The sequence below is a fragment of the Marinicella gelatinilytica genome, assembly GCF_026410405.1.
Classification (GTDB): Bacteria; Pseudomonadota; Gammaproteobacteria; order Xanthomonadales; family Marinicellaceae; genus Marinicella; species Marinicella gelatinilytica.
The window spans coordinates 89701-112611 of record NZ_JAPMLN010000002.1 but is presented as its reverse complement, the minus strand read 5'-3'; the positions used below and the strand labels follow the sequence as shown (position 1 = coordinate 112611).

General features: G+C 42.5%; 17 protein-coding genes. 8 read left to right on the top strand and 9 right to left on the bottom strand.

The features are described from left to right. The first annotated feature begins 8 nt into the window (after positions 1–8). A complete protein-coding gene (locus OS173_RS01980; protein WP_267182597.1) occupies positions 9–887 on the top strand; it encodes a lysophospholipid acyltransferase family protein in 879 nt (292 codons plus the stop codon). A gap of 194 nt (positions 888–1081) precedes the next feature. On the opposite strand, the gene OS173_RS01975 is transcribed toward OS173_RS01980, so the two are convergent. The 3 genes from OS173_RS01975 to argS are packed head-to-tail and all read right to left on the bottom strand — an operon-like array spanning position 1082 to position 6832. Next, positions 1082–4480, bottom strand: a complete 3399-nt coding sequence (locus OS173_RS01975; RefSeq protein WP_267182596.1) for a PKD domain-containing protein — start codon at positions 4478–4480, stop codon at positions 1082–1084. A 2-nt stretch (positions 4481–4482) separates the two neighbouring features. Next, positions 4483–5055, bottom strand: coding sequence for an SPOR domain-containing protein (locus tag OS173_RS01970; protein ID WP_267182595.1), 573 nt, complete (start codon positions 5053–5055; stop codon positions 4483–4485). Beyond that, positions 5048–6832, bottom strand: coding sequence for an arginine--tRNA ligase (gene argS / locus OS173_RS01965; protein ID WP_267182594.1), 1785 nt, complete (start codon positions 6830–6832; stop codon positions 5048–5050). The genes OS173_RS01970 and argS overlap by 8 nt, the downstream gene beginning before the upstream one ends. Positions 6833–7164: 332 nt before the next feature. On the opposite strand from argS, the gene mutL reads away from it, so the two are divergent. Genes mutL through dtd form a run of 3 tightly spaced genes read left to right on the top strand, consistent with a single transcriptional unit; the run spans position 7165 to position 10368 of the window. Next, positions 7165–8988, top strand: coding sequence for a DNA mismatch repair endonuclease MutL (gene mutL / locus OS173_RS01960; protein ID WP_267182593.1), 1824 nt, complete (start codon positions 7165–7167; stop codon positions 8986–8988). A gap of 4 nt (positions 8989–8992) precedes the next feature. Further along, complete coding sequence (gene miaA, locus OS173_RS01955; protein ID WP_267182592.1) at positions 8993–9934, top strand: tRNA (adenosine(37)-N6)-dimethylallyltransferase MiaA; 942 nt, start codon at positions 8993–8995, stop codon at positions 9932–9934. Continuing rightward, positions 9931–10368: a D-aminoacyl-tRNA deacylase gene (gene dtd / locus OS173_RS01950; protein ID WP_267182591.1), complete on the top strand. Its 438-nt coding sequence runs from the start codon at positions 9931–9933 to the stop codon at positions 10366–10368. The genes miaA and dtd overlap by 4 nt, the downstream gene beginning before the upstream one ends. A 193-nt stretch (positions 10369–10561) precedes the next feature. Here dtd and OS173_RS01945 read toward each other — a convergent pair whose 3' ends face one another. Both OS173_RS01945 and rarD read right to left on the bottom strand, forming a co-directional pair. Continuing rightward, complete coding sequence (locus OS173_RS01945; RefSeq protein WP_267182590.1) at positions 10562–11797, bottom strand: bifunctional alpha/beta hydrolase/OsmC family protein; 1236 nt, start codon at positions 11795–11797, stop codon at positions 10562–10564. A 41-nt stretch (positions 11798–11838) separates the two neighbouring features. Then, entirely contained in the window at positions 11839–12747 is a 909-nt protein-coding gene (gene rarD / locus OS173_RS01940; protein ID WP_267182589.1) for an EamA family transporter RarD, read from the bottom strand. Between the two features lie 485 nt (positions 12748–13232). Here rarD and OS173_RS01935 point away from each other — a divergent pair, with 485 nt between their 5' ends. From OS173_RS01935 to OS173_RS01925, 3 genes are all read left to right on the top strand, one after another. Continuing rightward, on the top strand, positions 13233–15851 hold the full coding sequence (locus OS173_RS01935; RefSeq protein ID WP_267182588.1) for a TonB-dependent receptor plug domain-containing protein: 2619 nt from the start codon (positions 13233–13235) through the stop codon (positions 15849–15851). A 135-nt stretch (positions 15852–15986) separates the two neighbouring features. After that, a complete protein-coding gene (locus OS173_RS01930) occupies positions 15987–18524 on the top strand; it encodes a B12-binding domain-containing radical SAM protein (protein WP_267182587.1) in 2538 nt (845 codons plus the stop codon). 24 nt (positions 18525–18548) lie between these two features. After that, the gene (locus OS173_RS01925) at positions 18549–19469 is read left to right on the top strand and encodes a class I SAM-dependent methyltransferase (protein WP_267182586.1); all 921 of its coding nucleotides are present in this window, start codon (positions 18549–18551) and stop codon (positions 19467–19469) included. A 103-nt stretch (positions 19470–19572) separates the two neighbouring features. Here the strand turns inward: OS173_RS01925 and gmk are convergent, their stop codons facing one another. The 3 genes from gmk to OS173_RS01910 all read right to left on the bottom strand — a co-directional run bounded on the left by gmk (position 19573) and on the right by OS173_RS01910 (position 20948). Then, complete coding sequence (gene gmk, locus OS173_RS01920) at positions 19573–20199, bottom strand: guanylate kinase (protein WP_267182585.1); 627 nt, start codon at positions 20197–20199, stop codon at positions 19573–19575. 87 nt (positions 20200–20286) lie between these two features. Beyond that, complete coding sequence (locus OS173_RS01915) at positions 20287–20613, bottom strand: SMR family transporter (RefSeq protein ID WP_267182584.1); 327 nt, start codon at positions 20611–20613, stop codon at positions 20287–20289. Further along, positions 20610–20948, bottom strand: coding sequence for a DMT family transporter (locus tag OS173_RS01910; RefSeq protein WP_267182583.1), 339 nt, complete (start codon positions 20946–20948; stop codon positions 20610–20612). The genes OS173_RS01915 and OS173_RS01910 overlap by 4 nt, the downstream gene beginning before the upstream one ends. A 109-nt stretch (positions 20949–21057) precedes the next feature. Between OS173_RS01910 and OS173_RS01905 the strand changes: the two genes are divergently transcribed. After that, positions 21058–21966: a LysR family transcriptional regulator gene (locus OS173_RS01905; protein ID WP_267182582.1), complete on the top strand. Its 909-nt coding sequence runs from the start codon at positions 21058–21060 to the stop codon at positions 21964–21966. Positions 21967–21981: 15 nt separating this feature from the next. Here the strand turns inward: OS173_RS01905 and OS173_RS01900 are convergent, their stop codons facing one another. Further along, positions 21982–22854: a YicC/YloC family endoribonuclease gene (locus tag OS173_RS01900; protein WP_267182581.1), complete on the bottom strand. Its 873-nt coding sequence runs from the start codon at positions 22852–22854 to the stop codon at positions 21982–21984. Positions 22855–22911 lie beyond the last annotated feature (57 nt).

The window sequence follows — 22911 nt, the reverse complement described above, 5'->3', positions numbered from 1 at the left end:
TGTCGGTCATGCGAGCCTTTATATTTCACTTAATTATCAAACTTAATGGATTGTTATCTTTATCCGGCAGTCATAAGTTAGCCCATTTTTTGGCTAACATCTTTTGGCGATTTTCAGCCAAACAACGCCATATTACCCTGACCAATATTGGTTTATGTTACCCGAATAAATCATTAGATGAGCAACGACAACTGGCGAAAGACAGTTTAATCGAGACCCTAAAAGCGGTGTGTGAACTGGGGGTGGTGTGGCGGCGTTATCCAAATCAATTTCCTGAGTTGATTAAAGCGGTTAAAGATCAACAGATTTTGGATGATGCACTGGCACAAGGCCGTGGTGTGTTATTAGCGGCACCACATTTTGGTAATTGGGAAGTGCTTAATTTGTGGTTGTCACGATATGACGATTTTGCTTTTCTGTATAAACCACCAAGTGATAAAAAAATTGAAGAGTTACTATTAACATATCGAGGGCAGGGTGGTGCTAAACAAATTACCGCAGATGCTAAAGGTGTCAGAACCATGTTAAAACATTTGAGTCACAAGGGAATTATGGCGATATTACCGGATCAACAACCTAAATCAGGCCAGGGCGTTTATGCGGATTTTATGGGTCAATCGGCTTATACCATGACCCTGTTGTCTAAAATAGCGCATAAAACGGATGCACCTGTGGTGTTGGCAGTGGCTGAACGGCAAGCAGATGGTTTTATTATTCACTTTAAAAAAGCCGATGAAGGAATTTATGGTGACATGCAGCAATCGGTCATGGCTTTAAATCAAGATATCGCCAAACTGGTGAGCTTAAACCCAGCGCAATACCAGTGGACTTACAAACGTTTTAGTATTCAAAAAAACGGCACAAATCCCTATCTGCAAACAAAGTAATAACATGCGCATTAGAATTCGATGCAGGCGATAAACCAAATGGTTAGAACATAGTTTGCAATCTATTTCACCCAATCAGGCACCCGCAAGGGGTGCGGCTAGGTTATGACTCTACGCACCAAAAAGTAATATGGGGGTTAAAGAGGCTAGCTGTGAGAATAAAAGGGCAAGGCATAACACCTTACCCTTTTTAATCAGGGTTGCGGGTTACGATTGATAACCGGTAGTTGTGTACCTTGCCAATTAACATCTGGATGTTGGGCATCACCGGTGTACTGAATGTCATAGAAATTAATTAAGCCATCTTTTTGGCCATTAAATTGCATTTTTATCTCACCCACTTCCTGCATCTTGGCCGGTACCGAAGGGCAATGTGGGCAGAAGGTATCGTAATGACCTGTGGGTAAAGCAGAGTTATCATTTTGACCGCCGGCATAGGTCCAATAGGGCTTGCCCGCTTTGTCATACAAATAACTGACGATTACCCGTAATCGCCCTTCTGTAATAACGGATTGTCCCCAGCCTGAATCACTGGGCGCGTAATAGTGACCGGTGTGTTGCTTGGCAGTGGCTTGATTATCAATTTGTTGATAAACCAACTTTTCAGCGCTTAATTGACCATTGATTTGCCTGACTTGCAAAGCGCTTTGAGAGTCAAATAAGTAAGTATTAGACCAACCCACCTGGCTAAATTGCTTATCGCCAGCAGCAAAACCGCCGGGATATTCGACTGTAAAGATTTCGTTGTAATAGCTGTTAAAAGCGGAGTCTTCATTGTCGGCTGTGTACCAGACCGGTGAACCGTCCGGTCGCCCGGTGTACATTAAATAGAGTAAGCGATCGTTATCAATGACGTGCATTTCCAAACCGTTCCCTGAGCGTTCAGGGTTCCACCACAAACCGGTTTTAGGGGTGACGGTATTATCGTCTTCAATACTGCATTGGCTTACCGCTTGACACTGACCACCGGAACCAATTTCAAACGCAATCGCATTTTGTTGGCCTTGGTTGAAGCCTTGGTCATAAATACCTGCTTGATAATCAATGGTATAACTTTTGCCACAGACGGCAGTATCATCTATAACAAAATCAACATGTACTTCACGGCTTTGATTTATGGCCATGTTATTAAGATTTAATGCCGGTGATGAAATTTCAAAATCATCAACATCATCTGAAGTTAAGCCATGATTTTTATTGTAAATACAAATACTTTGGTTGTCCGGTACCAAGCTTGATTGGTTGCATCCCACCAATAAAGCATCATCGGCGGAATGGTTTTGCAGGCCAATGGAGGCATAAGCAGTTTGGGTGAAATTATCACGGTATTGGAATACCCATTGCGACGTTTCAGGATATAAAATGGCTTGAATATCCGTTTTTTCCTTTGCGTAGGTGTCGACAAAATCAGCTTCTTTCCAGGTGAAAACCTCACAAGCACCGGCACCAGATTCGGCATCTCTTGGACAATCCGTGAAATACTTATGGTATAACGTCGAAAATTGTAAATCATCATGTAGTGGAGCAATACGCCCGCCTGAATCGTAATCCGCCACAGCTGGAATTGGGCAATCATTGCTGTAATCAACGCCTTCTGCATTTGGATTGGTGCTTATATAACCATTGCTGGATACCACCAAACTCGACAATGACTGGCCATAATGATCAAAGGGTTTGTTTAACTGAACTTTGGCATTGCCCATATCATCGGCGTCATAATCAGCCCATTGTTTCACCCAAGGCACTTTATTTTCATTTTGATTAATGTGAATAAACTGTTTTTCACAAGCAGCGAATTCATTGCCATAAATGTCGCGGTTGCTGTCACTACCCTGGCCACGATTTTTACCAAAAATGGCGTAGGCTTTTTGAGCAGTCATATTGCCAACATTTTTTAGACGTAAAGTGGCCCGCCAACGTTCGCCGGGATTAATAACACCGTCGTTATTGCCACACACTTGGGTTAATACCGGCTCACCTTGTATTTGGATATCCGGAGATTTAACGATAACAGCCCGTGAGTCGACCGCCTGACAGCCACTGTCATCGGTCACTGTTAAAGTCACATTGCCAATATAGCCTTGATGATAACGGCTTTCCATGGTTTTGCCGGTGCCATTAATGTGGCCGTCACCATTGATATCCCAGGCATATTGATAACCACCGCTACCACCTGAAACGGTGGCTGAATAAGTGACTGATTTGCCCACTTCGAGCGAGGAAGGGATATTAATTTGTACATTGGGCGCTTCGCAACGGCCGGTGGTATCTAAAGTTAATTGTTTGCTGTCGATGGGATCGAGCCAATCTTTTAGTCTGGATTGTGGGGAGCTGCCTTTATCCCATGAATAATAAATTCGACCGTACCAATCAGAAGTGTCGCTACCACAGGAAGCGTAGCCACCATGCAGTTGACCCACTAGTCGGTATTCGCTGTTCCATAAGCCCGAACCTGAGGAGCCGCCTTCCGTTGTGCCTAAATCCCAATCAACGACTCGTAAATGTGTACTTCCACCACCGGATGCTTCTAAATAACCGGTAATTTTTAAGGGGTCGTTTTCAAAACTAATGCGTTTGGCATGTCCGGAAGGGTGGTGAATACCGATACCGGCATCAAAAGCGGTATCGCTGCGATCCCAGCCGGTGTACTGAATCTCAAATTGTGCTTGCGGTGTTTGGTTGAGTAACAATAAAGCAAAATCACTGGTGGCATTACTGGCCACATAAGTGGCTCCGGCTTGACGTTGATTAAAAGTGCCTTTGCTTATGGGGCTAGCGCTGGCACCGGAACCCGGGGTGCGACAGGTTTGTGATTCGTAGTTCCAAATGATATTCATAGAAGCGGCCACGCTATCACGTTCACTGGAAGAACTGTTAGTGTAGCCGCAATGAGAAGCGGTTAAAAAATAAGGTTGACCATTTTGAGCGGTGTTATTAATCAGTTGCCCGGTACAAACATAACCGCCCTCAGTTGTCTGAAAACTGTATTGACCGACACTGCTGATTTCTGGGCGCCAATCATCGCCTTCTGGACACGCCACATCGATATTACAACTGCCGCTTTTTAAACCATTTTCAGCCGGGCTTTTCCAGTATTCATAAAAGCCGAGTGACACTTGATTAATATTAAAAGACAGGTATTTTTGTTCTTGTTTACTAACTGTGAATTTTAAATTGATATGATCACCGGGTACATCGCCAACCCAGAAATGCCCGGTTGTTGGGTTATAGCGGTCTGTGTATGGGCCTCGCACAACAGTTTTGCTGTCATCTGAAATCCATAGTTCAGCTGACGGTGGTAAGAAAAAGTCAGTCATACCAACGTTTAAACTGGTGGCATTATCCGCAGTAATGCGCATCGAATATTCCATTCTGTCATTGGCGTTTTTATGCCAAGTCACCTTGGATTGGCCTTGTTTCGTTGTGTAAATAGTTTCGATTGCTGTGGAGATCGCATATTTTAAGGGACCTTCGGCTTTAATCTCGGACTGTTTAAGCTGCTGTACGTCAATAGCTGGCAGTTCAAAGGTTTGAGTCGCATTGAGTTTAAAACTCAAAATTAGTAAGAAAATAAATAATGTCTTTAACTTCATAATTATTCCGTATTCTCGATGGTTTCTTTTAACATCAACACGCGTTCGCCTGTTTGCTCTATGGCACGTTTTTGTTTGTCGGCTTCGCGACCCGAAGTAAATGGGCCAACCCGAACTCGATGCCATTGGGTGTTGTTGACATTGATGGTTTGAATATAAGCAATTTGGCCGCTAAAGGCAATTTTAGCCTTTAAAGTTTCGGCATCGGCTTTGTTTTTAAAAGAAGCCACTTGTAAAATATATTGATAATTCTGATTCTTCTTAGCGGCTTCTTGGGCAATGTCTTCTTTCGGTATCACCACTTCCATTTCAGGCAATACGGTGTAAAAATCGTAATTATTAGCACGTTTAGCCACATGGCTGCTGACATCTTCTACCGGTCGCTCAGTACTTTGATCAGGTGACGGCTTATCAGCATTTTTTACCGGTTCGGGTACCCAGCCATTGGCATAAATAATGACAGCAATAAGTAAACCCGACAAGACCCCGCTGAATAAAATAATCCAGCCAGGTACCGGTCGTTTGCGTCCGGCAGTGCGGTTGCTTTTTTTGCGACTGGTTTTGCGTTTAGTCATGTTGTTCAAAATCCTCACTATGCATTTCAGTAGGTGCTGAAGAACCAATTAGTGCCAGTCCGTCTGCTAACACATAACGGGTTGCTAAACATAAGTTTAACCGAGCATTGCGTAAATCTTCGTTATTTCCCTGGATTTTGCAATGTGCATAAAATTGATGAAAACTTTGCGCCAGATCTTTGAGGTAATTGGCAATGGTGTTGACCTGATAACTAACAGCCGCTTTGGCTATGGTTTCAGCATACATGGATAATTGCCTAATCAGCGCTTTTTCGTAATCCGTGTCTAACAGCTTAAGGTTAACATTGCCTATCTCTTCATTATAGGGCATATTTTGTGCATTCAATTGCCTGAAAATACTGCAAATACGGGCATGGGCATATTGGATATAAAATACCGGATTGTCTTTGGTCTGGCTCTTGGCTAATTCCAAATCAAAATCCAGATGCTGATCATGTGAACGCATCACGTAGAAATAACGTGCCGCATCGGCGCCGACTTCATCCACCAAAGTTTTTAACGTGATAAAGCTTCCCGAGCGGGTGCTCATTTTTAATTTTTCTTTGCCTTTAAATAAATTTGCAAATTGCACCAATAAAATATCCACTTTATCAGCATCATAACCCAAAGCCTTGGCAGCCGCTTTTAAACGCGCGATGTAACCATGATGGTCAGCCCCAAAAATATAAATGGCACGATCAAAACCGCGTTCGAATTTATTCATTAAATAGGCCACATCCGATGCGAAATAGGTTTTTTGACCATTTTCACGCATCACCACACGGTCTTTATCGTCGCCAAAATAACTGGCATTGAACCACCATGCACCTTCTTTCTTATAGACATGGTCGCCATCTTTAAGTCGTTGCATGGCGCGGTCTATCCAGTCCGATTCATGTAAGCCCTTTTCAGAAAACCACTCATCGTAATGAACATTAAAGTCCTCTAAATCGTCTTCAATGCCACCTAAGATTTGCTTCAAAGCCATTGAAAACACATGTTGATAACGGTCAGCTAACAGGTTTTTGCTGTTTTGAATAATGTCGTCAATATGGTCTTCTTTGTTTCCGCCCATGGACTCATCTTTGGCCACTTGGTCAAATATTTTTTTGACATCAACCCGCAAATCATCACCGAATTTAGAGCGTACCTGACGGGCAATATCGACAATGTAATCGCCTTGGTAGCCGTTATCAGGAAAGCGTAATCTCTCGCCACATAATTCTAAATAGCGAAGCCAGACTGAAACCGCAAGAATGTCCATTTGCCGGCCATTATCATTGACGTAATATTCGGCATGTACTTTAAACCCTGATTTTTTTAAGACATTAACCAGACTGGATCCATAAGCGGCACCACGACCATGACCCACGTGTAACGGGCCAGTTGGATTGGCAGAAACGAACTCTACCGTCACATGCTGGTCTTTACCGATGTCGTTACCACCAAAATCCTGTTTTTTCTCAATAATCTTACGAATCACTTGCAGCCGACAATTGTCGGTTAAGGTGAAATTAATGAATCCGGGTTTGACCGCTTCCACATTTTTAATATGCTTGGAGGGGTTCATGGCGTTCACAATCATTTCAGCAATCGCAATAGGCGGTTGCTTTAATTGCTTTTGCAATACCATGGCGATGTTAGTGGCGTAATCACCATGTTCAGGATTACGGGCACGTTCGACTTGAATATCAGGGATGCTGTCTATTTGGATTTCATCGCGCTGAGTTAAATGCTCTAAGGCATTTTCAATCAATTCTTGGATATGGCCAATCATTATCAAGGTTCCGGTGGGCTGAAAAACGCACCATTTTAGCAAATTGATAAGCATGTCACCATTTAATTGTATGATCTATAAAGTTGATTTCATGATTTGTTTCAAAGTGTAACCTTAGACCATAAGAGATTGTCATTCTCGGACTTGATCCGAGAATCTCATAATGTTCTGGCGATATGCCATTTGTAGTGATGACTTAAAAACATATTTTAGTTCAATTATTTTTTTAAAATTACCGAAACTCGATGAGATCCTCGGATATTCGTCCGAGGATGACGTTTTATATTGACGTTAGCTGGTCAGTGATTCATAAAACCGCTAAAATAAGCCCGATGAACATACATAAATTACCCAATCAATTGATTGACCAAATTGCCGCCGGTGAAGTGGTTGAGCGACCGGCCTCGGTGGTTAAGGAGTTGGTGGAAAATGCGCTGGACGCCGGTGCCACTCAAGTTACCATTGATGTCCAAACCGGCGGTAAAAAGCACATTAAAATTACCGATAATGGTCAAGGCATCCCAGCAGCTGAGTTGCCTTTGGCGATTGAGCGTCATGCCACCAGTAAAATTGATTCCCTGTACGATTTGGAGCATTTGGGTTCTTTGGGTTTTCGCGGTGAAGCCTTGCCCAGCATTGCTTCAGTGAGTCGTTTTAAACTGACCTCGAAACACCATCAGGCAGAAATGGCTTATGCCATTCAAAGCGATGGTGGACAAATCAGCGGTCCCGAACCGGCTTCACACCCAACCGGTACCACCGTAGAAGTGACTGACTTGTTTTATAATACCCCGGCGCGTCGACGTTTTTTAAAAACTGACCGCACCGAATTTTTGCGCATTGATGACTTGATTAAACAGCTGAGTTTGTCGCGCTTTGATGTTGGGTTTCGCTTAGCCCATAATGGTCAAATTGTACGTCATGCGCAGCCCGGTGAAGCCGATACTTTAGTCAATCAGCGTATCAGCCAATTATGTGGCAAGGATTTTATTGAAAATGCCTTAAAGATTAACCATCAACGAGGTGATTTAACACTTTCAGGTTGGGTGGCTAAGCCCAATTGGAACCGAGCGCGTCCCGATCGACAATTCTTTTTTATCAATAAACGGGTGATTAAAGATAAATTGGTGGCACATGCCATCCGTCAAGCTTACCAAGATGTGTTATTTCATGGCCGCCATCCGGCATTTGTGTTGTATTTTGACCTGAACCCTGAGTTGGTGGATGTGAATGTTCACCCAACCAAGCATGAAGTGCGGTTTCGGGATTCGAAAATGGTACATGATTTTATTTTTGGCGCCATTCATCAATCTTTGGCGCCGGCGCGAATGCATGATCAAAATCAGGTGGTTGAGTCAAGACAATCAGAACAAGCCCCTGTGCAAAATCGCATGACTTTTGGTTTCAGCGGTTCTGATGGCCAGGGTTATGGCGGACATTCAGCAGCCAGCCCACATAACAGCCTGAGTTATTTACAGAAATTAGCCTCAGCGGGTAGCAATGTTGCAATGGCAGAAGCCGGTGATTTTTATCGTGACCAAGGCTTGTCATCATCAGTGCAAGCTGAAGACATTCCGCCATTGGGTTATGCGAAGGCCCAAATTCACGGCGTATTTATTCTGGCGGAAAATAAACAGGGGCTGATAATTGTTGATATGCATGCCGCCCATGAGCGTATTTTGTATGAGCGCATGAAACAGCGTTTTGCCGATGATCAGCTTAAAAACCAAAAACTGCTGGTGCCCATTCAAATCAATGTCAGCGCCCGTGAAGTGGCGGTGGTGGAAGAGCAGGGCGATTGGTTTGTACAGTTGGGTTTTGAGATCAGTGTTACCGGTGAGGAAAGTTTAACAGTACGTAAAGTGCCGGCGATTTTAGCGCAGGCCGATGTCGAAGAGTTATTAAAGGATGTGTTATCTGAAATGGTGGCTCTGGGCTCTAGCACAAAAATTGAAGCCGCCATCAACGAGATTTTATCGACCATGGCGTGTCATGGTTCAGTGCGAGCTAATCATCAACTGACCTTAATGGAAATGAATGCTTTGTTACGTGATATGGAAAACACCTTGCGTTCAGACCAATGTAATCACGGCCGGCCAACCTGGACGCAATTGGATATGAAACAATTGGATAAATTATTTTTACGCGGACAGTAAAACCATGATCGGCCACCGCAAACAACCGGCCATATTCCTGATGGGCCCCACCGCTGCCGGCAAAACCGACGCGGCCATTCGTTTACATGAGCAACATCAGGCCGATATTATTTCAGTGGATTCGGCCTTGGTGTATCGCGGCATGGATATTGGTACGGCGAAACCCGACAGTAAAACACTTCAACGCGCACCCCATGCACTGATCGATATTCGTGAGCCCTGGCAGCCCTATTCGGCGTCTGATTTTCGCCGTGATGCACGTCAGTTAATGCAGCAGAGTTGGGATAACCAACGAATACCCTTATTAGCCGGCGGTACCATGCTGTATTACAAGGCCTTACAGCAGGGCTTGTCGTCATTACCGTCTGCCGATGAAACCATTCGCGCAGAACTTGCGCAACAGGCGGCGCAACACGGATGGCCGATGTTGCATGAGAGATTACAGCAGATTGACCCTGAAAGCGCCGAACGTATTCATGCCAATGACAGCCAGCGCTTAAGCCGTGCCCTGGAAGTTTATGAAATCACCGGCCAAACCATGACTGCGCTCTATGCGCAAGACAGTGAGCAAGGTTTAGCCGTAAAACCGTTAAAAATCATTATTTCGCCGGCTGACCGCGCTTTGTTGCATGCGCGCATTGAACAGCGTTTTAAGCAGATGCTGGATGTGGGCTTTTTAGATGAGGTGAAGGCTTTGCTGGCCGATAAACGTAATCACACTGATTTACCGGCCATGCGTTCGGTGGGTTACCGTCAGGCCATTGAGCATCTCAACGGTGGCACCGATTATGAAGAGTTCGTTTATAAAGGTATCGTTGCCACCCGCCAACTGGCGAAAAGACAGCTCACCTGGTTACGAAAAGAAGACAACGCTGTTTGGTTAGATCCCACGGAACCTGATTATCTCGATACGCTGGATTCGTTGGTGGAGGAATACCTGGTATGATTGCTTTAATTCAACGGGTTAAACAAGCCCGGGTCGATGTCAACGGCGAAATGGTTGGCCAAATTGGTCAGGGTATCTTGGCTTTTATTGGCGTTGAAAAAGACGACAACAAACAACAAGCCGATGCCTTATTGCGAAAAATCATCAGCTATCGGATTTTCAATGATTTTAATGGCAAAATGAATTTATCCTTACAAGATATCGGGGGTGAGTTATTGCTGGTATCGCAGTTTACCCTGGTGGCCAACACCCAAAAAGGCCTCAGACCAAGTTTTTCATCCGGTGCATCACCGGCGGAAGGTGAGCGATTGTTTAATTATTTATGTCAACAAGCCAAAAAAACCGAACTCACCATCGCCACCGGTCAATTTGCCGCTGATATGCAGGTGTCTTTAGTCAATGACGGTCCGGTAACTTTTTGGTTGCAGAGTTGAGTTAAGTTTATTTGAGGTTTGAAGAAAAGCTTCGCTTTTGTTCACTGTGTGAACTGGGTATCCGGGTCAAGCCCGAATACGTCGCGGTAAATGATTTAAATTTAAAAATTCGAGACGTCTTCGGGCACCGACCCGGAGACCTAATATGCGCAGCATATAAAAGCGAAGCTTTTCGTAATTAAGACTTATCTATCTAAACCGCCTCAGATCGAATATCAATTTTATTATGCAATGTCCGGTGCACCGGGCAACGATCGGCGATTTCCATCAGTCGCGCACGTTGCTCGTCATCTAATTCATCGCCGATGATTTTAATCTGCCGCTTAATGACATCGATTTGAGCGGTTTTGTTATCACAATCTTTACAGTCTTCGGCATGCTCACGGCTGTGCTGTAAGGTCACGATACTGTCTTCAAGCGGCCATTTTTTTCGATTGGCATACATACGCATGGTCATCACGGTACAAGCGCCCAAAGCTGCCAATAAATGCGCATAAGGATCCGGGCCGCGGTCATCACCGCCGACTTTTTTCGGCTCATCCGCCAACCAACTGTGGCTGTCAGTGGACACCCGGCAGGTGAATTTGTGATTGTCTTCCCGAACCTCAACCTGACCCGACGATAAGTCACTGTTGCCTTGCTCAGCAGTGGTCGGTTTGGGTTTAGCGGCTGTTTCTCCGATAAATTTAGCCACAAAACCACTGATGATACCGGCTGCATATTCAGCATCTTCAAGTCTCGATAATAAATGATCGGCACCATCTAAGCTAAAGAAACTTTTCGGGTGCATGGCGGCGGTAAAAATTTTACCCGCTTCATCAATCGATACCACCGTATCAGTGGGTGAGTGCATCACCAGTAAGGCTTTTTTAAGTCGACCAATATGTTCGGTACCATGTTTTTGCCAGTCTTCGATAAATTGCTTTTTAATATTAAAAGGCCGACCACTGATTTTAACCTGAGCTGAACCCTGAGCTTCAATCTCGGGGATTTTGTTTTCAATTAAATGCGCAATGTGATCGGCTTCCGCGGGCGCGGCAATGGTGACCAACGCTTCGGCTTCCGGTAAATGCTCAGCGGCACTCAACACCGCGGTGCCGCCAAAAGAATGGCCAATCACCACTTGTGGTGCCTGATATTCATCCCGTAAAAAATTAGCGGCCGCAATCAGATCCTCCACATTGGAGCTGAAATTGGTGTTGGCAAAATCACCGTCAGAGCCACCTAAGCCTGTGAAATCAAAACGCAATACAGCAAAACCTAATTTTGCCAGAGCGCGAGAAATATAAGAGGCGGCTTTGACGTCTTTGCCACAGGTGAAGCAATGGGCAAACAAAACATAGGCTTTGGGGTTTTCAGGTGTTGATAGTAAGCCCACCAGCTCACCCTGGCTGCCTTGAAAAGTGACTTTTTTACGTTGTTCAGACATGGTAACTCCTTAAAGTATGACCGTTTTACTAAAAGGCTATTCTATTGAATATGGTGACGCTTTGCCAGTGCTCGTGTTCTAGAACGTTGTTGTATAAACTGATACAAGGGTCGCCAACTGATAAGAATTAAAGCCAACCAAATCCCGGTAAAAGCAATGCGGTGGCCAAAAGTAAAATCCTCACCATATAACAGTACGGCAATCAGGAAACTAATGCTGGGTGCAATATATTGCATAAAGCCGATAATCACCAAGGTCAGCTTTTTAGCGGCATAGTTAAAGCCAATTAAAGGCAAGACAGTGACTAAACCGGCTAAAACCAAAAACAGCCAGGTCGAGTTGCTAAAAGAATGATCCAAATTTTGATGCGCCACCAGTAGATAAACAAGTGAGGGCAACGCCCAAATCGCGGTCTCCCAGAATAGGCCGATTAACGGCCTCACATCCAATTGTTTTCTGACCAAGCCATAAAAACCAAAGCTCAAAGCCAACGCCAAAGAAATCCAAGGTGCCTGGCCTAAATAAATGCCTAAAAATATCGTCGAAGCACAAGCTAAAATTAAACTCATGGTTTGCCATTTGTTTAGCCGCTCACCTAAGAACAACAAGCCCAAAAAGACATTCACCAGAGGATTAATAAAATAACCCAAGGAAGTGGCCAGAATTTGATCATGGGTCACCGCCCAAACAAAAATTAACCAGTTGCCAACCACCAATGCGCCACTGAGCAACAAGCCCAGCATTTGTTGGCGCGACAATTTCAAAACCTGCCATAAGCGGTGTTCACGAATCGCCAGAAACAACAATAAAAACAAACCGCCCCAGACCACCCGATGGGCAATAATGGTCAGCGCCGGCACATGTTGAATATATTTAAAAAATATCGGCACGAAGCCCCAAAAGGTAAAACAAAATATGGCGGCGGCAAAGCCTTTTTGCTGGTCAGTCATGTCAGGTTACAAGGAGAATAAATTAAATGGTTTAATCGAGACATTTAAGCATAATTAGTTACCTGTCCGAAAAAAAAATAAAAGGGTATTGTTTTTATCAATAATAGTTCTGCAAGCATGAAGCAAGGATAATTAATAGTGTGACACTGGTCACGTTTAAATGCGGGTAAATTGATTTAAATGTACATGTGCTTAAAGGGTACGAAAAAACCAACCTAAAGCATTCATTTTTATGAGATAAGAAATAAATGCTTTGACTTTATGAAAAGTTAACACGAAAATAGTCAAGAATTAGTGCTCAAAGGTACTGATGACCATATAGTGGACCTTATTTATGCGTCATACTTTTGTTAAGATTTTGTAAAAAAAGATAAAATGTGTCTTTTTTTTACAAAATTAAAGTGTTAGTATGTGCAACGTAGGGAATCTATATAGATGCAATTTTTTTGAGTTAACTCATGGATAACTATTTGGAGAACAATTAGATGAAAATGAAACGTAATCCTATTACTAATGCTGTGTATAAAGCATTAATGACAGGTTTTGTCGCTTCTTCCGCTTTAGGTACTGTTGCTTTAGCACAGGACAATGACGAAGATCAAGGCGTTGAAGAGCAAGGCAAAATTACTGTAACAGGTTCACGTATTAAACGTTCTGACGTAGAAGGCGCTTTGCCGGTTACCGTCATCACGCGTGAACAAATTGAATTAAGCGGCGAATCTACAGCGGCTGACTTCTTAAGAAATATGACCTTTAACAGTGCCGGTTCGTTGCGACCTGCCTCTGGTAGCTCAGCTCAGGCTGAAGCTTCCTTGAACTTGCGCGGTATCGGTGCTTCTCGTACATTGGTCTTAATCGACGGCCGTAGAATGGCTAAAGCACCTGGTACAGGATCGACTCAGGACTTGAATACCATTCCTATGGGTGCTGTTGAGCGTATCGAAGTCTTATCAGACGGTGCGTCTGCTGTTTATGGTTCTGACGCTATTGGTGGTGTTGTTAACATTATCACACGAGACGACTATGAAGGCGCTGAAATTATGATCGGCGGCGAAGAAGTTTCTATTCCTGAAAACGGTGGTGACAGTGAAATGGGTTCCATTTTGTTTGGTGCTGCCGGTGATCGTTCTAACATCACAGTTGGTATGTCCTGGAATGACCGTGAAATTATTTTTGCACGTGATTTACCCTGGAGTGCTGGCACAGGTGCTTCTTTATTTGGTAATAACTTTTCACTCGTTGATCCTGATACCGGTGAATTGACATTTAGTTTCCTTCCTGTTAATGAAGATGCTTGTAATTTTGAAGGTACCGGATTTTTCACAGCGGGTGGTGGCTTATGTCGTTATGACTTCACCACAGTCAGTGCCGATGAAGCCTCTATTAGCAACAGATCTTTATTCACCCGTTCGTCTTATGAAATCAATGACGATTGGGAATTGTATGCGGATGCTTCTTATGCGAAAACAGAATCATTTGGACGTTATGCGCCGGTTCCTGAAGGTCGTTATTTAAACAACCCTTTAAATCCGATTTTCGAATCAATAACACCAACCAGTCCTAACAATCCTACCAACCCTAACAGCCCACTTTATAACCCGGACTTGGGTTTGGCTCCTCAGCCAGTGGATTGGTGGCATCGTTTTGATGCGGTAGGTCCTCGTGACAGTACAGTTGGAACGTCGTTAACTGATGTTGTTCTTGGCACTTTGGGTACAATTGGTAATGCCGAAGTTGAGTTTGGTATTAGAAATACCAACAACGTTCGTACTGATACCGGTAGAAATTACCTTTACAAACCTGCTGCTCTGAGATTGATTGAATCTGGTGAGTACCAGTTATGGGATCCGTTCAGCCCTCAAAGCCAGGCGGCTCTTAATGAGATGAGAATCACTATTTTCCGTGAATCAAAATATGACCAAAGTGAAATCTTCGGTAACGTTGCATTTGATATCTTTGATATGGCCAATGGCCCTGCGTCAATGGTTATTGGTGCTGAGTATCGTGAAGAAAAGTACTTGGATCAATATGACCCATTATCTGAAGCCGGATTAATTGGTGGTTCAGCCGGTAACAGTGCTGGTGGTAACCGTGATGTGACTTCACTGTTTGCCGAAGTATTGTTCCCAGTTTTGGATAACTTAGAATTGAACTTAGCCGGTCGTTACGATGACTATTCTGACTTTGGTTCAGAGTTCTCACCTAAAGCCTCACTAAGATGGCAGCCATTGGATACATTGACTGTGCGTGCTTCATACGGTCAGGGTTTCCGTGCACCAACTTTAGATATATTAACATCTAAACCAGCTTTCTCAGCTGATTCGGTTCGTGATGCGGCCACTTGTACTGTTCAAATTGGCGATCCTGATGAACCTTGTCAGATTAATGCCTTGGTCGTTGCTAACCAAAACTTAACTGCTGAGACCTCTGATCAATTCGCAGTCGGTTTAGCTTATGAGCCGGTTGATTGGTTTAATATGTCTGTTGATTACTATGACATCGAAATTGAGGATCGTATTCGATCTTTTTCAAGTCAGGATTTAGTTAACTACCCAGATCGCGCACCTGTCGGTTTAGGCTGTGAGCGTGATTCACAAGGTTTAATCACTCAATGTGTTCGTGGTTTTGCTAACCAAGGTGTTTACCAAGTTTCAGGCTTAGACTTTAATTTCAGATTTAACTATGACTTATTGGGTGGCTCGATTTCCCATAATCTACAAGTTAGTCACATGTTAGATCAGAAAGTTAGTTTAATTGACGGTACCTTATCTGATGATTTGGTTAAAACCCCGGGTCTACCTGAGCAGCGTGCACAATTAATGACCCAGTATGCTTATGGTGATTTCAGTATAGGTTACAATATCAACATGATTGGAGACCAAAATGGTGATGATGATTGGGCTCCAGTGGGTACTTGGGTAACGCATGATGTTCAATTGAACTACTTTGCGCCTTGGGACGGTAAATTTACCATTGGTGTACGTAACGCCGGTGAAAAATTCCCACCCATCGATCAGGGTTTTCAAGACGCACGTGATTACGACTTCAATCTGTATAACGGATACGGTCGTGTTACATATGCCAGATACACCCAAACTTTCTAATCGAAAGCTAAGTGTAATGCTAAAAAGGGCGCACATGTTGCGCCCTTTTTTTGTTTGTATTTCAACCGACTGTATGTAATTAATAAATTGAAATTTGCTGTGTTAGAATACTAATCATTCTTTTATATTCAGGTTTTGTCATTGCAATTTAATAACCGTTTTCAACTTATTTTCAGAGACAATAGATTAATAGCCAGCCAAATAGATGGGCAAGGTTCGGCGATGTATTTACATACCTTGGATCTAATTGTTTTTGAATTACTAAAAGAGAATGCATTCAATTTAAATGGATTTCAATCGATCGCTCATGACAAATGGGTTCAACGGTTGGCAAAAGGCATTAATGAATCGCAAATACAATCCAGATTACAGCAGTTAAAGTCAGGAAATATCCTGATTGATCAGTGTCGTACTATTTCTGTCGATAACACAATGGCATTGAATCAAACTAATATCTCATCTTTTAATTTACCCGCAAAACTAACGACATCTAAACATTTGTCATTTTTTCGAAATGAATCAGATTGGTGTTTTTGGTCATCACCGCTCAACCAATATATTACATGCAATTACCAACAACTCATCATATTAAGCCAGTTTCTTGAGACCCAAAATATACAGAGATTGAAAGAAAAATGCTCAGAAAAGTTTAATCAAAAATTAATTACAGACACGCTTACTCGTTTCTTTGAAACCGGTGTACTCATAGATGTTTCCGGGTTACCGGAAAAGAAAGATTGTTCATGTACTGATACTGAACAACTTCAACAAATCGATCAAAGCAAATGGTGGCAAAATATCGAACCGGATGACAATCGGTTACCCATTTATTTTGTACCGCATATGAAAAATCACTACCCTTTAGCTTTAGGGGTTTTGTTTAGTTCTATTAAGAATTTTAACGATGGTGAATTGCTCAATAAATATCAATTAGTACCAATTAATTTTTTAGAACCCAAAGATTTATTTAACGGGCCCTATAAAAAATTTGGTACAGGTATCTGGTTGTTTTCAAATTATATGTGGTCACTGGATGTTAATATGGTTATTTGTAATGCTATAAAAAAGCATAATCCATCCAATATAACCATACACGGCGGGCCGAGTACACCGGAATATCCTCAAGCCAGCCAGGACTTTATGAGCAAAAATCTCAGCGTTGATATTTCTGTACATGGTGAAGGTGAAATTTCTATTAATGAAATCCTGAGCAATATTAAATCAGACGCTAATGGTCAACCTCAAATACAAGCAGGATTAGAACTGGTACATGGCATCACATTTCGTAACAAGAATGACAATAGCACACTCCATAGAACACCCAAACGAAGTCGAACAGCGACACCAGATTCAGTTCCATCACCTTATTTAACCGGATGTTTTGATGGCTACGGTGTTGATGTGGAAGCAGCCATTATTGAATCTAATCGCGGTTGCCCATTTGGTTGTACTTTTTGTGATTGGGGCTCAGCCACAAATCAAAAAGTGCGAAAATTTGATTTGCAACGTGTTAAAGATGAAATAGACTGGATAGCATCAAACCAAATTCGTGTTTTATGGATAGCGGATGCTAACTACGGCTTATATGACCGCGATATTGAATTGGCGCAATACATTGTTGAAACGAAAAAGAGAACCGGTTTCCCCGAGGAAGTTGTTGTTAACTATACGAAGAACTCAACATGGCGACTGGTAGAAATAATTAAAGTATTTAATGCAGGTGGAATTATCAGTCAGGGTATTATTTCAATTCAAACGACAGATGAAAAAACACTTGAGGTGATTAATCGAAAAAACATCAAAACTGAAAAATACGATGAACTGACCAAAGTATTTTATGATTTACGTTTACCGCTCTCAACTGATTTAATGATGGGTTTACCGGGTATAACGATCGCAGGGTTTAATAAAGATCTACAGAAATATATCGACATGGACGTGTCCATTAAAGCCTACCCGACCCAATTATTGCCCAACAGCCCGATGGCAGATCCTGAGTACTTGGAGAAATACCAAATAAAAACCGATGAAAATGATTTTCTGATTGCCAGTTTCTCATACACTGAAGAGGATCTTAAATGGATGAAAGCCATGTATCATATGTATACAGTTGCGGACGGTTACGGGCTTTTACGCTATGTAATTCGCTATTTGCAATGGGAACATAATATTCAGGCAGTTGATTTTATGGGTGATTTACTTAAATTTGTTAACCATAATCCGTCGAAATATCAACAAATCACCTGGGCAGTTCGTTTTTTTATCACAGACAAAAGCATGCCCGGTGGCTGGTATCGTTTTTATCAGCAAATCGGTCAATACATTAACGAACATTATGATATTGTTCTGGATAGTGGCCTGAAGACTGTCTTAACAGTTTCACAATATTGCATGCCGGATGATACCCTGGATTATCCAGTTACAATTAAACTGGCTCATGACTTTACAGCTTATTTTAGTGCCAGAAGACAACATTCTGAAACGAAATGCCCGCCATTAACAGCTTATCCAGCGGCTAATTTTCAGGTGTCAGACCCGAACAATATGGTTAGTATTGATATGGACTATTTACAATATGATTCACACCAATACTTTTGGGAACTACATTCTCCGGTTTCAAGACCCAAATCTTCTTCTGAATTTGTGTATGAAAAAGAAACCGCTGAGGCATAATAACAGTCGACTAACGAGCATATTGTGAATCATAAGCATTGGACTAATTATTGGGAAAACGGTGCTCAAACATCATTACCTCATGACTTTACGGGAAATTATGATGGTGAGATTTTCGACTTTTGGCAGCAACGTGTCGCTGAGTTGAAATCAGGAGATAGCGTACTGGATGTATGTACAGGTAATGGTGCGGTTGCATTGTTAATAGCAGAAATGGCATTGCGGGAAGGTAAACAGCTGAACATTACAGCTAATGACATCAGTGAAATAAACACTGGCTATATATTAAAAAATAATCCACCAGCGCAAACGGATATGATTGATTTTATCAGTCAAACTCCGCTAGAAGAAATAAATATCGATAAACCTCAGGATTTAATCGTCAGTCAATATGGGCTAGAGTACAGTGATTTGAATCAATCAGCGTCATCCATAGCCCGGGCATTAAAACCAAACGGACAGTTGGTGTTTATAGCTCACAGCCCGAAAAGTGCCGTATTTAGTTTTATGAAAAACGAACAGGCGATATATGACTGGTTGGCAGAAGTGGGGTTATGGCGTGTTTTTCAATCGTATGCTGAAGAAGAATTAAACAGCCAGCAATTTAAAAAAAATGTATTAAGTATTTTACAAAGTCATCGTCCCAACCCGGTATTCAGAGGTGAGCCATTATTTACTCAATGGCTTCAGATGATTGCTCAAGTGCGTAGCAGTTCAACGGCGGAATTAGCCAGACATAAAACACAGATTAAAACATTTGTTGAGCAACATGATTTTGCCCGTTTACGTTGTCGAGATATGCTTAAGGTATCAGAAAAAGTCAGTAACGAGAATTGGTTTACACCATTAATAGACTACGGCTTTCAGTTGCTGGAAAAAAAGCCACTTTATTATGATTCACAACAATTAGTGGGTGATTGTTACCAATTTTGTTTGACTAAATAGAACTGAAACGAATGACTTGTTAATCCTTTCTGAATTCCATTTGTAAGTGCAATAGGCAAATATGGAGTTAATACGTTAAGTAAAGGGTTGAATTGCAAATTGATTATTTAATCAATCTGTTAATCAAAACCTGATTAATAATTTTTTGTTTGGCGGTGGTCATGCGATTGGCTTTGACAATTGCTTTTAAGGATTTCAGGGCTTCTTCAAAATCATCATTGACCACCAGATAATCGGCTTTGTGGTGGTGTTTAAGCTCGCTAATGGCTTTATCCATGCGGTGATTAATTATATCATCAGAGTCTTGTGCGCGACCGTTAAGGCGTTCTTTTAAAGCGGCGATACTGGGTGGCAGGATAAAAATGCTGATGGCTTCGGGGAAGCGTTTTTTGATTTGTTCTGCACCTTGCCAGTCAATTTCAAGTACCACATCGTGACCTTCATCCAGCATTTTTTGTACCGCTTCTTGAGAGGTTCCATAGAGATTACCAAATACTTCAGCAGATTCCATAAAAACACCGGCCATTTGCATTTGTTTAAATTTAGCGGTGTCGATAAAGTGGTAATTATAACCATCTATTTCTTTAGAACGTGGTGGCCTGGTGGTATGTGATATGGATAGTTTAAGGTGATTAGTGTCACGGACTAAGGCATTGACTAAAGAAGTTTTACCGGTACCAGAAGGCGCCGATACAATGTATAAAGTTCCGGTGAGTTCAGTTTTCTGCATGGTGATAACAAGCGAAGATTTGGCTTATTATAAAACAAAAAGGCCATAAGCACAGACATTGCTGCGTATTAATCGATTTGTTTAGGATTAATGTGAGCCGGCTGAATGCATCAAGATAATGGCAGCAATTAAGATAAATAAACCCAGCCAGCTGACCCAGTTCAATGCATGATTAAATAAAATTCGGGTGGCAATGGCCGTACCAATAATAGAAATCGCACCCCAGACTGCATAAGCAATAAATAAATTAATGCCCGCCACGGCCAGTGCCAAAAGCGCAAAAGCAGCCATGATAAAGACCACAGCAGCAACGCCCCAGCGTTTATTTTTAAAGCCGTTTGACATTTCCAGCATGACATTAGCAATAATATCAAGCACCGCTGATCCCAGAATATAGCCTAAATAGATACTCATGATTTTTGTTCTTGCAGATAGTGGCCGTAGTTAATGACAATAATGCCGAAGACCGCCATCAGCAAGGCCGCTGTTTGAATGGCTGAGATTTTTTCACCCAAAATCATAAAAGACACCATGCCGATTAGAATCATACCGAAGCCTTCCCAAAAGGCATTGGCCAGTGCCACAGGAATGGTGCGGGTGGCCTGGCTCAATAATACATAAGAAATGCCAATCATGGAAACAGCCACGAGAATTCCTGATAATAAAAAACCGCCTGATACCAATAATTTCATTAAAGAGGTGCCAATCACTTCGCCAATCACGGCTAAGCTTAAGTAAAGCCAATGCATAAATATCCTGAGTTATGAATGAATGCCCGTATAATAAAGTATACTTTAATCATAAAAAAACCTGTCAGCATCAAAATAATTGACGCTGTAATTTTATCTGAACCCAATCGTGAAACTTGAATACTTACAATACTTCGTCACCGTGGCGCAAACCGGCTCCATATCACAGGCAGCTGCGCAGTTAGAACGTAATCGCAGCACCATCAGTATGGCGATCTCTTCTTTTGAGGATTATCTGGGTGCAAAGTTATTTGTCAGAAAAGGTAACAGTATGCAGCTGTCTTCAGCAGGTGAGCGAATACTCGATGATGCCATACGTATCATTAATTTGACCATGCGTATACAGCGAAAAGTCACCATTGACCAGCTCGACGAAATGCTGACTTTACGGTTAGGTCGGGATGATGCCTTGCCGGAATCATTTTGGCGAATCATTATTCGCCGTATTCGCCGTAAATTTCCTGGATTGGCATTAGAAATGAATTATGCCAGTCCTGATTATCTAAGGGAGCAAGTTTTACAGGGCGAAGTAGATATGGCCTGTTGTTTATTGCGCGAACAAAGCGTTACGGAACAAAATTTACACGTCCAGGTGATCGGCAAACTGGCGATGCAAATGATGGTCGCGACCGGCCATCCATTGAGCCGCATGGCTTATGTTAGCAACGATGATCTCAGTGCGGTACCACAAATCGCTTATTTGGGTAATGGTGAAGATGATTCATACGGACTGGATAGTGTCATGGGCGAGCGTATTTCATTAAGTAGTTTTGAATTGGTGCGAGATGCCGTGTGTGATGGTTTGGGGTGGGGTTATGTGCCGATGCCATTGGTCAGTGCTTCAGTGTCACCTGAATTAAGTTTGTTACAGCACGGTTTAAATGAAACCTGGCATTCTTATGTGGCTTATTGCCATGAACCGTTGACGGATGCGGATTCGATTATGGGTCATATAAGCGGTCTAATTCGGCACGAGCTGGAAACCCTTTTAAAGTCACCAAAAACCTATGCCGAATAAGAATGAGTTAGCCATTTATTCAATATTTTGAATTTGCTCACGCATCTGTTCGATGACTACTTTTAAATCAACGCTGGCATTAGAGGTGGTCATGGCGGCTGATTTTGATCCAATGGTATTGGCTTCACGGTTAAGTTCCTGCATCAGAAAATCCATGCGACGACCTGTGGGTTCCTGTAAAGTTAGAATCCGCTCAAACTCAGCCACATGAGCATCCAGGCGGTCTAATTCTTCGGTGATGTCAATTTTTTGCAAATGCAAGGCCAGTTCCTGTTCAAAGCGTTCCGGCTGTGCGTCGATGTCCAAGTCAGCCAGACGGATTCGCATTTTATCGGCCAACTGTTGATTAATGTCAGGTACGTAACTTCTGATGTTGTGTGTGATATCAGCCAATTGGGCTAATTTATCTGCCAATACTGACTGCATGGCAGCACCTTCACGTTGACGGGAATCAACCAAGTCGGCAATGGTTTGCTCGATCAAGGATACTGCGGCTGTTTGTAATTGCGAGGTGTCCGCAGGTTCTTGAATGATGACATCGGGCCAGCGCATAAAGTGCGGTAATTGTAAAGAATCAGCGGTGCCCAAAGTCTGGTTAATATCTGTTACACAGGATTGCAGTTGTGCCAATAGTGCATGATTGACTTTTAGTTCAGTTAAAGCCACCTGGTCACTGGGATAAAAGTTAATAAATACCAGCACCTTGCCACGGGCTAAGGTTTTTTCGATGGATTTACGTAAATTATGTTCGGCAGCCCGTAAAAAGTCAGGACATTTAATGGTGATATCCAAAAACCGCTGATTAACTGATTTTATCTCACAAGTTAGCCGACCCAAATCTGTCTCTACTGCCTGAGCAGCAAACGCCGTCATTGACTGCATAGTCATTCCGTTATTATAAAAGGTTTATTATAAAAGAGATGGCATGTAATTAATAATTAATCC

What these genes read in the sequence shown, in the direction of transcription:
- OS173_RS01980 (WP_267182597.1), top strand. Translation starts at nt 9, where the DNA reads ATGCGAGCCTTTATATTTCACTTAATTATCAAACTTAATGGATTGTTA.
- OS173_RS01975 (WP_267182596.1), bottom strand. Translation starts at nt 4,480, where the DNA reads ATGAAGTTAAAGACATTATTTATTTTCTTACTAATTTTGAGTTTTAAA.
- OS173_RS01970 (WP_267182595.1), bottom strand. Translation starts at nt 5,055, where the DNA reads ATGACTAAACGCAAAACCAGTCGCAAAAAAAGCAACCGCACTGCCGGA.
- argS (WP_267182594.1), bottom strand. Translation starts at nt 6,832, where the DNA reads ATGATTGGCCATATCCAAGAATTGATTGAAAATGCCTTAGAGCATTTA.
- mutL (WP_267182593.1), top strand. Translation starts at nt 7,165, where the DNA reads ATGAACATACATAAATTACCCAATCAATTGATTGACCAAATTGCCGCC.
- miaA (WP_267182592.1), top strand. Translation starts at nt 8,993, where the DNA reads ATGATCGGCCACCGCAAACAACCGGCCATATTCCTGATGGGCCCCACC.
- dtd (WP_267182591.1), top strand. Translation starts at nt 9,931, where the DNA reads ATGATTGCTTTAATTCAACGGGTTAAACAAGCCCGGGTCGATGTCAAC.
- OS173_RS01945 (WP_267182590.1), bottom strand. Translation starts at nt 11,797, where the DNA reads ATGTCTGAACAACGTAAAAAAGTCACTTTTCAAGGCAGCCAGGGTGAG.
- rarD (WP_267182589.1), bottom strand. Translation starts at nt 12,747, where the DNA reads ATGACTGACCAGCAAAAAGGCTTTGCCGCCGCCATATTTTGTTTTACC.
- OS173_RS01935 (WP_267182588.1), top strand. Translation starts at nt 13,233, where the DNA reads ATGAAAATGAAACGTAATCCTATTACTAATGCTGTGTATAAAGCATTA.
- gmk (WP_267182585.1), bottom strand. Translation starts at nt 20,199, where the DNA reads ATGCAGAAAACTGAACTCACCGGAACTTTATACATTGTATCGGCGCCT.
- OS173_RS01915 (WP_267182584.1), bottom strand. Translation starts at nt 20,613, where the DNA reads ATGAGTATCTATTTAGGCTATATTCTGGGATCAGCGGTGCTTGATATT.
- OS173_RS01910 (WP_267182583.1), bottom strand. Translation starts at nt 20,948, where the DNA reads ATGCATTGGCTTTACTTAAGCTTAGCCGTGATTGGCGAAGTGATTGGC.
- OS173_RS01900 (WP_267182581.1), bottom strand. Translation starts at nt 22,854, where the DNA reads ATGACTATGCAGTCAATGACGGCGTTTGCTGCTCAGGCAGTAGAGACA.